Raw genomic sequence first — 12,102 nt, forward strand, 5'->3', positions numbered from 1 at the left:
AGAACTTTGTACGCTTTTCGATATGGAACAAACACTAGCTAGAGCAAAAACAGGATTGCAATTGAGGATAGAGCAAATCGTATTAGCTTATAATTTAAGATATTTTGAAATTAACTAGCACCACGGGTATATCTTGATATTATTTTTGAAAAGTTGTGATTCTAATGCTCTTACAATTAAAGGTTTTTAAAATTAGCAAAAAACCAATTTCAGTTTTATTTAGTATACAGACTATAAAAATTTCAAATAAAACTGTAACAGTCGCGTAATATACAAAGGGAGATTTTTTGGTACAATAGTATATGTCTTATCGTAAAGGAGTAGTTTTAATAATTATGAAAAAAAGAATTTTATCAGCTGTTCTTGTAAGTGGAGTTACTTTGGGAACTGCTACAGCTGTACATGCTGACGATTTTGATACTCAAATCGCTGCACAGGATGCTGTCATCAATAATTTGTCAAGTGAACAAGCTAAAGCCCAAGAACAAGTTTCAACTATTCAAGGGCAAGTAAGTAGTCTTGAATCACAACAAGCAGAGTTAGAAGCTCAAAACCAAGAACTTCAAGCTAAATCACAACAACTTGGTGCAGAGATTCAAACATTATCAGACAAAATTGTTGCTCGTAACGAATCTTTGAAAAAACAAGCTCGTACAGCACAAAAAGGTCACATGACAAGCTACATCAATACTGTTTTGAATTCAAAATCTGTATCTGATGCCATTAACCGTATTGTTGCTATCCGTGAAGTTGTTACTGCTAATGAAAAAATGTTGGCACAACAAGAATCAGATAAAGCAGCTCTTGAAGCTAAACAAGCTGAAAATCAAGAAGCTATTAATACTGTAAATGAAAACCAAGCAACAATTGAAAGTAATAAGAATGCCTTGGCTACGCAACAAGCTCAACTTGAAGCAGCTCAACTTGAATTGTCAGCTCAATTAGCGACAGCTCAAGATCAGAAAGCAAGCTTGCAAGAGCAAAAAGCTGCTGCTGAAGAAGCAGCACGTCAAGCCGCAGCCGCAGAGGCAGCCGCTAAAGCTAAAGCAGAAGAAGAAGCTAAACAACAAGCGGCATCTGTTGAAGCAGCAAAAGCTGCACTTGAACAATCTACAGTTGCAACAAGTGAGACTGCTCAATCAGAAACTCAAGCTGAATCAACAACATTTACAGCAGATTCAACAGCAACAAGTGAAGTAGCTCAATCAGAAACTCAAGCTGAATCAACAACATCTACAGCAGATTCAACAGCAACAAGTGAAGTAGCTCAATCAGAAACTGTTCAGTCAGAAGCAACAAGTGAAAATGCACAGTCTGAGACTGCGCAATCAGAAGCAGTTGCAACTGATGTTACATCAGAGGCAGCACAGTCAGAAACGACGAATAGTACGTCAGTTGTAGAGCAAACAACAGCGACATCAGAAGCAACAAGTGAAGTAGCCCAATCGACAGCTACAGCTATATCTGAGGCTACTGTAACAACTAAAACAAATCCAATCAACGATACAAGTAACACTTACCCAATCGGTCAATGTACTTGGGGGGTTAAATCTCTTGCATCATGGGTTGGTAACAACTGGGGTAATGCTAATCAATGGGGTTCTAGTGCACAAGCAGCTGGTTACTCAATCGGTTATACACCAGTAGCTGGTGCGGTTGCAGTTTGGCCAAACGATGGTGGTGGCTATGGTCACGTTGCTTTGGTAACATCTGTATCAAGCTCAAATGCTATCCAAGTTATGGAATCTAACTATGCTGGTAATATGAGTATCAGTAACTATCGTGGTACTTTTGATCCAACAGCTTCAACTTGGGGTGGATCAGTCTACTACATTTATCCAAATGCATAATCAGGAAAGGAGGGTGTTTCCCTCTTTTTCTATTGATTCATTTCGATTAGGTGTATAGGCTTTTTAAGGCTCAAGCCGTACTTTTCATTGAAATATTATGCAAAAAACGATAGAATAGTATAGGATTAAAACTTTGGAGGAAATCATGTCTTATTCTAATTTGAAATTGTTTGCACTGTCTTCAAACAAGGAATTAGCAGAAAAAGTTGCTGATACTATTGGAATCCCTCTTGGGAAATCGACAGTTCGTCAATTTTCTGATGGAGAGATTCAAGTTAACATTGAGGAGTCTATTCGTGGACATCACGTGTTTATTTTGCAATCAACAAGCTCACCGGTCAATGATAACTTGATGGAAATTTTGATTATGGTTGATGCTTTGAAACGTGCTAGCGCTGAGTCTGTTAGCGTTGTGATGCCTTACTACGGGTATGCACGTCAAGACCGTAAAGCACGTTCTCGTGAACCAATTACGTCTAAATTGGTTGCTAATATGTTGGAAGTTGCTGGGGTTGATCGTCTTTTGACTGTTGACTTGCATGCTGCTCAAATTCAAGGTTTCTTTGATATTCCTGTTGATCACTTGATGGGGGCACCACTGATTGCTGATTACTTTGATCGTCAAGGTCTTGTCGGTGATGATGTTGTTGTTGTCAGTCCTGACCATGGTGGTGTGACACGTGCTCGTAAATTGGCACAATGCCTTAAAACACCGATTGCTATTATTGATAAACGTCGTAGTGTGACTAAAATGAACACTTCTGAGGTTATGAATATTATCGGTAATGTTAAAGGTAAAAAATGTATCTTGATTGATGACATGATCGATACTGCGGGTACAATTTGCCATGCTGCAGATGCTCTTGCTGAAGCGGGGGCAACTGCGGTTTATGCTTCATGTACTCACCCAGTTCTTTCAGGACCAGCCCTTGATAACATTCAAAATTCAGCTATTGAAGAATTGATTGTTCTTGATACGATTTTCCTCCCAGAAGAGCGTTTGATTGATAAAATTGAGCAAATTTCAATTGCAGATTTGATTGCGGAAGCGATTATCCGTATTCATGAAAAACGTCCATTGTCTCCATTGTTTGAAATGGGTCATATGAAATAAGAATGAAAACCTAACTTCGGTTGGGTTTTTATTTAGTTAGGGGCTCTGCGATTTTCTTTGGCACAAGGAGAAATAGGGTGAAAATTTTCTGAATTTTATGTATAATAGATGTACTATTTGTTTGAGGAGTATGATTATGGATTTGACTAAGCGTTTTAATAAAAATTTAGATAAGATTGAAGTGTCTTTGATTCGTCAGTTTGACCAATCAATCTCTGATGTGCCAGGCATTATGAAATTGACTTTGGGAGAGCCTGATTTTACGACGCCTGAACATGTGAAGGAGGCTGCCAAGGCAGCCATTGATGCCAATCAGTCTCACTATACTGGAATGGCTGGTTTGCTTGGTTTACGTCAAGCGGCAGCCGATTTTGTCAAGACTAAATACAATCTGTCTTACAATCCAGATAATGAAATTCTGGTGACAATCGGAGCAACGGAAGCCCTGTCTGCCACACTGACAGCCATTTTAGAGCCAGGAGACACGGTCTTGTTACCAGCGCCAGCTTATCCAGGCTATGAACCTATCGCAAATCTTGTGGGAGCTGAGATTGTCGAAATTGATACAACGGCTAATGATTTTGTTTTGACGCCTGAGATGCTGGAAGAAGCTATCTTGGCGCAGGGAGACAAGCTCAAGGCGGTCTTGCTCAACTACCCAACCAATCCAACTGGCGTCACTTACTCACGTGAACAAATCAAGGCTTTTGCATATGTCCTCAAAAAATATGACATCTTCGTGGTGTCTGACGAAGTTTATTCTGAATTGACCTACAATGAAGAACCGCATGTGTCCATTGCAGAGTATCTGCCTGAACAGACCATTCTCATTAATGGTTTGTCTAAATCGCATGCCATGACGGGCTGGCGTATCGGGCTGATTTTTGCTCCAGCTGTTTTGGTAGCCCAACTCATCAAGAGTCACCAGTATTTGGTAACAGCGGCAGCAACCATGGCACAATTTGCGGCCATTGAAGCCCTATCAGTAGGAAAAGATGATGCGCTGCCAATGAAAAAGGAATATATCAAACGTCGTGACTATATCATTGACAAGATGACGGCACTTGGTTTCAAGATTATCAAGCCAGACGGAGCCTTCTATATCTTTGCCAAGATTCCTGCTGGTTACGAGCAGGATTCTTTCAAATTTTGTCAAGACTTTGCTCGCCAGCAAGCGGTAGCCTTTATTCCAGGTGTGGCTTTTGGGAAATACGGAGAAGGTTACGTGCGCTTGTCTTACGCGGCTAGCATGGAAGTTATCAAGACAGCCATGGAACGCTTGAAAGTCTTCTTGAAGTCTTATGCGAACTAGTCAGTCTTACGGCTTAGTCTTGTATAATCGCAACTACAAAGAGGATGACAAGCTGGTTAAGATTTTCACGGAGACTGAAGGAAAGCGAATGTTTTTCGTGAAACATGCTGGAAAGTCTAAACTGAATGCTGTCATTCAACCTTTGACAGTGGCAGATTTTATCATGAATATCAATGATAATGGTCTGTCCTACATTGCTGATTATCGGGGAGCCGATGTTTATCAGCACATTAACGAAGATATTTTTTGCCTCTCTTACGCTTCTTATGTCACAGCATTAGCGGATGCAGCGATAGCTGATAATGAAGTCGATGCTCAGCTGTTTGCTTTTCTAAGGAAGACCTTGGAATTGATGAATCAGGGGCTAGACTATGAAATTTTGACCAATATTTTTGAGGTTCAGATTTTGGAGCGATTTGGGGTGGCTCTTAATTTTCACGAGTGTGTCTTTTGTCATCGGGTTGGGCTACCTTTTGATTTTTCTCACCAGTATTCGGGGTTGCTCTGTCCTGACCATTACCATCAGGATGAGCATCGAAGTCACTTGGACCCAAATGTGCCTTATCTTTTGGACCGTTTTCAATCAATTCGATTTGATGATTTGCAGACGATTTCGGTTAAAGCGGATATGAAGCAGAAGATTCGTGCTTTTTTGGATGAGCTTTATGATGATTATGTAGGGGTTCATTTGAAGAGTAAAAAATTTATTGATGATTTGGGTAAATGGGGCGATATTATGAAGCCTAGGTCAGAGTAATTGAATCATAAAAAAGCAACAGGACAAAAATGTCATGTTGTTTTTTTGTGGAATGAGTTACTATTAAAGCAGATAAAATGAGTTGAGGGGAATGGCAATGAGACGTAGCTTGGTATTAACACGTGCCATTGAGGGCGATTTTTGGTTTAGCCCTGCTATTTGGGCAGTTATCATTCAATTATTGGGGCTTAGGCTGGTTCAGGCTGGAGTAAGCTCTATTGTGACGGTTGGGGATTTTTATCGTCTTCATGTGGCTTTATTCTGCTTTGTACCTGTCTTACTCTTTGCTTTTTGGTTTACGGCAACTTACCATGCGCGCTCGCTGGCCTCTTTAGGCCTGTCTTGGCGACGAGGAAGTAAAATGCTGAAGCTTGGTCTGGAGCTTGGTTTGGGATTTATGGTTGTGATTGTTAGCTTGAATATGTTATTCCAAACGGTGGTTATTTCCTGGTCTGGCTCTTTTAAATTGGGTAGTTTTATGGTTTTACTGCTTGCTTATGGCTTACAGAGCTTGACAGAGGAGGTATTATTTCGAGGCTTTGCTATGAATGGTATTGCCAAGCGAAAGGGGCATGTGATAGGGGCGTTGCTAAGTTCGCTTGCATTTTCCTTTATTCACTATCGTAATGCAGAGGTATCTTGGCTGGCTCTATTTAATCTGTTTTTGATTGGACTTGTTTTATCCCTGTTATTCTATCTTTCTGATAGTTTGTTATTGGTGACGGGGGTTCATACTATGTGGAATTTTTCTATGGGGTGTTTTTTTGGCAATAAGGTGAGTGGTGGTTATTCACCAGTTTCTGTCTTTCGAATGCAAGCACATCCTGAGAAAATTTGGCTAAACGGTGGTGGATTTGGCTTTGAAGGTGGGTTTATTTGCAGTTTTGTCATGATTGGACTAACAGTTCTTTTCTATTGTGTAGCACAGCAGAAGGCTAAACGAGAACGAGGAAACTTGTAACAAACGAGAACAGAGCTTCTTGTCAGCGCGGCTATTGCTCCTATATGAAAAATTCAGAATTCATGCTATAATATAGCCACAATCGTTTTTGTGAGGAGTTATACAATGAAGAAAATTGCTGTTGATGCTATGGGGGGCGATAATGCCCCTCAAGCTATTGTGGAAGGTGTAAACCGAGCAATTGCTGATTTTAAAGATATAGAGATTCAACTTTACGGGGATGAAGCTAAGATTAAAAAATATTTGACGGCTTCTGAGCGCGTGACGATTATCCATACGGATGAAAAGATTAATTCAGATGATGAGCCAGCTAAGGCGGTTCGTCGTAAGAAAAAAGCATCAATGATTTTGGGAGCACAGGCTGTCAAGGATGGGCAGGCAGATGCGATTGTTTCTGCTGGGAACACTGGTGCTCTTTTGGCTGCTGGTCTGTTTGTGGTTGGTCGTATTAAAGGTGTTGAACGTCCTGGTTTGATGTCAACCTTGCCAAGTATGAGCGGTAAAGGATTTGATATGCTTGACTTGGGTGCTAACGCTGAAAATTCGGCTTCTCATCTTCATCAGTACGGTATTCTTGGTTCTTTTTATGCTAAGAATGTACGTGGCATTGCTAATCCACGTGTTGGTCTCTTGAATAACGGTACGGAAGATACCAAGGGTGACCCGACTCACAAGGAAGCCTATCAATTACTTGCTAATGAAGCGTCAATCAATTTTATCGGTAATGTTGAGGCGCGTGAGTTGATGAATGATGCCGCGGATGTCGTCGTTACTGATGGCTTTACGGGAAATGCTGTGCTTAAAACTATGGAAGGTACTGGGATATCTATTCTCGGTAGTCTGAAATCGGCCATTAAAAATGGCAGCTTGAAGGCTAAGTTGGGTGCTTGGTTGCTTAAGGACAGTTTGTATAGCTTGAAAGATAGTATGGATTATTCTGGTGTAGGTGGAGCTGTTCTTTTTGGCTTGAAGGCGCCAGTGGTGAAATGCCATGGGTCAAGCGATGCTACCGCTGTTTATTCAACTTTGAAGCAAGTGCGTACGATGCTAGATACCAAGGTTGTTGACCAATTAGTTGAGGCTTTCACGAAAGAATAGGATGGGGATTATATGACAAAGGAAGAAATTTTTGACAGAATTGCGACTCTAATCAAGGAACAGTTGGGAAAGGTGGACTTGGTTGTGACACCTGAGACAAGTCTGAAAGACGATTTGGGTGTTGACTCGATTGCCTTAACAGAGTTTGTCATCACCTTGGAAGATGATTTTAATTTGGAAATTCCTGATGAGGATGTGGAAGATATGACTTCCATGGGAGATATGTTAGATTATCTAGCCTTGCGATTAGCAAAATAAGATAAAAACGTTCGTAAATTGCGGACGTTTTTATTTTTGATTGATTAAAAAGTATGTTTTATGTTGAATTTAAAAAATACTTGTGTTAGAATCTATTTAAATAAAAGCGAAAGGCGAACATAATTATGAAACAAGAGCTGATTTATTCAGGTAAGGCTAAAGATATTTATAGTACAGAGGATGAGCATTTGATTATTTCGGTCTACAAAGACCAAGCAACTATGCTTAATGGAGCTCGTAAGGAGACCATTGAGGGGAAAGCGGTGCTAAATAATCAAATCTCATCTCTTATTTTTGAGAAATTAAACGCTGCTGGCGTGGCAACACATTTTGTTGAAAAATTATCAGAAACCGAACAATTGAATAAAAAAGTTGATATTATTCCTTTGGAAGTTGTCCTTCGTAACGTGACAGCAGGTTCATTTTCAAAACGTTTTGGTGTAGAAGAAGGAATCGCTCTTGAAGCACCAATTGTGGAATTCTACTATAAAAATGATGACTTGGACGACCCTTTCATCAACGACGAACATGTCAAATTCTTGGGAATTGCTTCTGATGACGATATTGCCTACATCAAGGCTGAAACACGTCGTATCAATGAGCTTTTGAAGGACTGGTTTAATCAAATTGGTCTTCGCTTGATTGACTTCAAATTGGAATTTGGTAAAGATGTCAATGGCAAGATTATCTTGGCTGATGAGTTTTCTCCTGATAACTGCCGACTTTGGGATGCTGAGGGCCATCACATGGACAAAGATGTCTTCCGTCGTGACCTTGGTAGCTTGACAGATGTTTACAAGGTTGTGCTTGAAAAATTGCAGGGATTGAAATAAGAAGGGGAAGGAATTGAACCCGTCTGGGAAGTTCGGAAAAAAGATAGACCTTACTGAAAGCAAGATTTCAGAACTTCTTCTATTTTTCGGTCGCTTCCTTGTCGGACTTGGTATCTTTTATGGATAAACGTATTTTCGTTGAGAAAAAAGCTAATTTTCAAATTAAATCGGAATCTTTGGTTAAGGAATTGCAACACAATTTGCAATTGAAAACTTTGAAAGATATTCGTATCATTCAAGTTTATGATGTGTTTAACTTGGCAGAGGATTTGTTTGCGCGTGCTGAGAAACACGTTTTTTCTGAGCAGGTAACAGATACTATTTTGGATGAGGCTACTGTACAGGCTGATTTAGAAAAGGCAGCCTTTTTTGCCATTGAGTCTCTTCCAGGTCAATTTGACCAACGTGCAGCAAGCTCGCAAGAAGCTTTGCTCTTGCTTGGAAGCTCAAGTGATGTGGTTGTCAATACGGCTCAATTGTATTTAGTTAATGCAGATGTGGCTGCAGATGAACTAGCGGCTGTGAAACATTATTTGTTGAATCCTGTCGATTCACGTTTTAAAGATATTACGGTTGCTATTCGTCCGCAAGAATTTTCAAATTCTGATAAGACTATTCCAAATCTTGATTTCTTTGCAACCTACACAGCAGAAGATTTTACAGCTTACAAGGCTCAAGAAGGTTTGGCCATGGAAGTGGATGACCTTCTCTTCATTCAAGACTACTTCAAATCAATTGGTCGTGTACCAACTGAAACAGAATTGAAAGTCTTGGATACTTACTGGTCAGACCACTGTCGTCACACCACTTTTGAAACAGAGTTGAAATCAATTGATTTTTCTGAGTCTAAATTCCAAGCGCAATTGCAAGCGACTTATGACAAGTACATCGCTATGCGTAATGAACTTGGTCGTTCTGAAAAACCAGAAACGCTTATGGACATGGCGACAATCTTTGGTCGTTATGAACGTGCCAACGGCCGTTTGGATGACATGGAAGTATCTGATGAAATCAATGCCTGCTCAGTTGAAATTGAAGTAGGTGTCAATGGCGTCAAAGAGCCTTGGCTCCTTATGTTCAAAAATGAAACCCACAACCACCCAACAGAAATCGAACCATTTGGTGGGGCTGCGACTTGTATCGGTGGTGCCATTCGTGACCCATTGTCAGGTCGTTCTTATGTTTACCAAGCCATGCGTATTTCAGGGGCCGGGGACATCACAACTCCAATCGCTCAAACGCGTGCTGGTAAATTGCCACAACAAATTATTTCTAAAACTGCGGCGCACGGCTATTCTTCATATGGGAATCAAATCGGTCTTGCCACAACTTACGTGCGTGAGTATTTCCACCCAGGTTTTGTCGCTAAACGTATGGAGCTTGGTGCCGTAGTGGGTGCTGCTCCAAAAGGTAATGTCGTTCGTGAAAAACCTCAAGCTGGTGATGTGGTCATCCTCCTCGGCGGTAAAACAGGTCGTGACGGTGTCGGTGGTGCGACTGGTTCTTCTAAGGTTCAAACGGTTGAGTCTGTGGAGACAGCTGGCGCAGAGGTTCAAAAAGGGAATGCCATCGAAGAACGTAAAATTCAACGTCTTTTCCGTAATGGTGATGTGACACGTCTCATCAAAAAATCAAATGACTTCGGTGCAGGTGGAGTCTGTGTCGCTATTGGTGAATTGGCTGATGGTCTTGAAATTGATTTGGATAAGGTACCTCTTAAATACGCTGGTCTTAATGGAACAGAAATTGCCATCTCGGAATCCCAAGAACGTATGTCAGTTGTCGTTCGTCCGAGTGATGTGGACCAATTTATCGCAGAATGTGCTAAGGAAAATATCGATGCTGTTGTTGTGGCGACTGTCACTGAAAAACCAAATCTTGTCTTGACTTGGAATGGTCAAAAAATTGTTGACTTGGAGCGCAGCTTCCTTGATACAAACGGTGTGCGCGTGGTGGTTGATGCCAAGGTCGTTGATAAAGATGTTGCGCTTCCAGGACAAATTGACACGTCAGCTGAGATGCTTGAAGCCGATGCGCTAGCCATGCTTTCAGACCTCAATCATGCTAGCCAAAAAGGCCTTCAAACCATCTTTGACTCATCTGTCGGTCGTTCAACGGTCAACCATCCAATTGGTGGTCGTTATCAAATCACACCGACAGAGGCTTCTGTACAGAAATTGCCAGTTCAACACGGTGTGACTAAGACAGCCTCTGTCATGGCACAAGGGTTCAACCCATATCTTGCTGAGTGGTCACCTTATCATGGTGCGGCTTACGCAGTTGTTGAAGCGACAGCTCGCTTGGTAGCGACTGGCGCCAACTGGTCTAAGGCTCGCTTCTCATATCAAGAGTACTTCGAGCGCATGGATAAACAGGCAGAGCGTTTTGGACAGCCTGTTTCAGCCCTTCTTGGTTCTATCGAGGCTCAAATCCAGCTTGGTTTGCCATCAATCGGTGGTAAAGACTCTATGTCTGGTACTTTTGAAGAATTGACCGTGCCACCAACCTTGGTAGCCTTTGGTGTGACAACAGCGGACAGCGATAAGGTGCTTTCTCCTGAGTTCAAGGCTGCAGGTCAAAATATTTACTACCTAGCAGGTCCTGCTCTTGGTCAAGATATCGACTTTGATACTATCAAGGCTAACTTCACAGCCTTTGAAAAGATTCAGGCTGAGCATACTGTTACATCAGCGTCAGCCATTAAATACGGCGGTCTTCTTGAAAGTCTTGCCCTCATGACCTTTGGTAACCGTATCGGTGCTTCTGTCAATGTGGCAGAGCTTAACAAGGTCTTGACAGCGCAACTTGGTGGTTTTGTCTTTACATCAGATGAAGAAATCGCTGACGCTGTTAAAATCGGTCAAACAACCGCTGACTTTACAGTAACTGTCAACGATGTGGCTCTTTCAGGCGGCAAGCTCCTCTCAGCCTTTGAAGGAAAATTAGAAGACGTTTACCCAACAGAATTTGAGCAAAACACCGCACTTGAAGAAGTGCCAGCAGTAGCTTCAGAAGCTGTGATTAAAGCCAAAGAAACTGTTGAAATACCTTTAGTTTATATTCCGGTCTTCCCAGGAACCAACTCTGAATACGACTCAGCCAAAGCCTTTGAACAAGCTGGTGCAGCGGTCAACTTGGTGCCATTTGTAACCTTGAACGAAGCAGCTATTGCCAATTCAGTTGACACCATGGTTGCTAACATTGAAAAAGCCAATATCATCTTCTTTGCAGGTGGCTTCTCAGCAGCTGATGAACCAGATGGTTCTGCTAAATTTATCGTCAATATCTTGCTCAACGAGAAAGTTCGCGCAGCTATTGACGCCTTTATCGAAAAAGGCGGTCTCATCATCGGTATCTGTAATGGATTCCAAGCCCTTGTCAAATCAGGTCTGCTTCCTTACGGTAACTTTGAGGAAGCTGATGCGACTAGTCCAACCCTCTTCTATAACGATGCTAACCAACACGTTGCCAAAATGGTAGAAACACGCATTGCTAATACTAATTCACCATGGCTTGCGGGCGTGCAAGTCGGCGACATTCATGCTATCCCAGTCTCGCACGGTGAAGGAAAATTTGTCGTGACAGCAGAAGAATTTGCAGAGCTTCGCGATAATGGTCAAATCTGGAGCCAGTATGTTGATTTTAATGGTCAACCAAGCATGGATTCTAAATACAATCCAAACGGTTCTGTCAACGCCATCGAAGGGATTACTAGCAAGAACGGCCAAATCATTGGTAAAATGGGACACTCAGAACGCTGGGAAGACGGTCTCTTCCAAAATATCCCAGGAAATAAAGATCAACACTTGTTTGAGTCAGCTGTACGTTACTTTACAGGCAATAAGGCGAACGAAGAGAGCCACTAGTCGATACTTTTCGCCATGGAACTACTTGGATTTAAGAAATCATCTCCCAGATA

At 41.6% G+C, this 12,102-nt stretch carries 9 protein-coding genes and 1 pseudogene; all 10 read left to right on the plus strand.

The annotated features are described in order from the left end of the window. Positions 1 to 118 (plus strand): annotated as a pseudogene (locus IYQ92_RS07445) (IS982 family transposase); the annotation flags it as partial. Positions 119 to 335: 217 nt separating this feature from the next. Continuing rightward, a complete protein-coding gene (locus IYQ92_RS07450) occupies positions 336 to 1,850 on the plus strand; it encodes a CHAP domain-containing protein (protein WP_195676078.1) in 1,515 nt (504 codons plus the stop codon). Between the two features lie 145 nt (positions 1,851 to 1,995). Next, entirely contained in the window at positions 1,996 to 2,964 is a 969-nt protein-coding gene (locus tag IYQ92_RS07455) for a ribose-phosphate diphosphokinase (protein ID WP_195676079.1), read from the plus strand. A 136-nt stretch (positions 2,965 to 3,100) separates the two neighbouring features. Beyond that, entirely contained in the window at positions 3,101 to 4,276 is a 1,176-nt protein-coding gene (locus IYQ92_RS07460; RefSeq protein ID WP_195676080.1) for a pyridoxal phosphate-dependent aminotransferase, read from the plus strand. Next, a complete protein-coding gene (gene recO, locus IYQ92_RS07465; RefSeq protein WP_195676081.1) occupies positions 4,266 to 5,033 on the plus strand; it encodes a DNA repair protein RecO in 768 nt (255 codons plus the stop codon). Before IYQ92_RS07460 ends, recO begins: the two co-directional genes overlap by 11 nt. A 97-nt stretch (positions 5,034 to 5,130) precedes the next feature. Beyond that, positions 5,131 to 5,994: a CPBP family intramembrane glutamic endopeptidase gene (locus tag IYQ92_RS07470; RefSeq protein ID WP_195676082.1), complete on the plus strand. Its 864-nt coding sequence runs from the start codon at positions 5,131 to 5,133 to the stop codon at positions 5,992 to 5,994. A gap of 105 nt (positions 5,995 to 6,099) precedes the next feature. Beyond that, the gene (gene plsX, locus IYQ92_RS07475) at positions 6,100 to 7,092 is read left to right on the plus strand and encodes a phosphate acyltransferase PlsX (protein ID WP_195676083.1); all 993 of its coding nucleotides are present in this window, start codon (positions 6,100 to 6,102) and stop codon (positions 7,090 to 7,092) included. Between the two features lie 12 nt (positions 7,093 to 7,104). Beyond that, a complete protein-coding gene (locus tag IYQ92_RS07480; RefSeq protein ID WP_195676084.1) occupies positions 7,105 to 7,350 on the plus strand; it encodes an acyl carrier protein in 246 nt (81 codons plus the stop codon). A 125-nt stretch (positions 7,351 to 7,475) separates the two neighbouring features. Further along, entirely contained in the window at positions 7,476 to 8,183 is a 708-nt protein-coding gene (gene purC, locus IYQ92_RS07485) for a phosphoribosylaminoimidazolesuccinocarboxamide synthase (RefSeq protein WP_195676085.1), read from the plus strand. Between the two features lie 119 nt (positions 8,184 to 8,302). Next, complete coding sequence (locus tag IYQ92_RS07490; protein WP_195676086.1) at positions 8,303 to 12,049, plus strand: phosphoribosylformylglycinamidine synthase; 3,747 nt, start codon at positions 8,303 to 8,305, stop codon at positions 12,047 to 12,049. The last annotated feature ends 53 nt before the right edge of the window (positions 12,050 to 12,102 follow it).

Source organism: Streptococcus sp. HF-1907, assembly GCF_015594605.1.
Taxonomy (GTDB): Bacteria; Bacillota; Bacilli; order Lactobacillales; family Streptococcaceae; genus Streptococcus.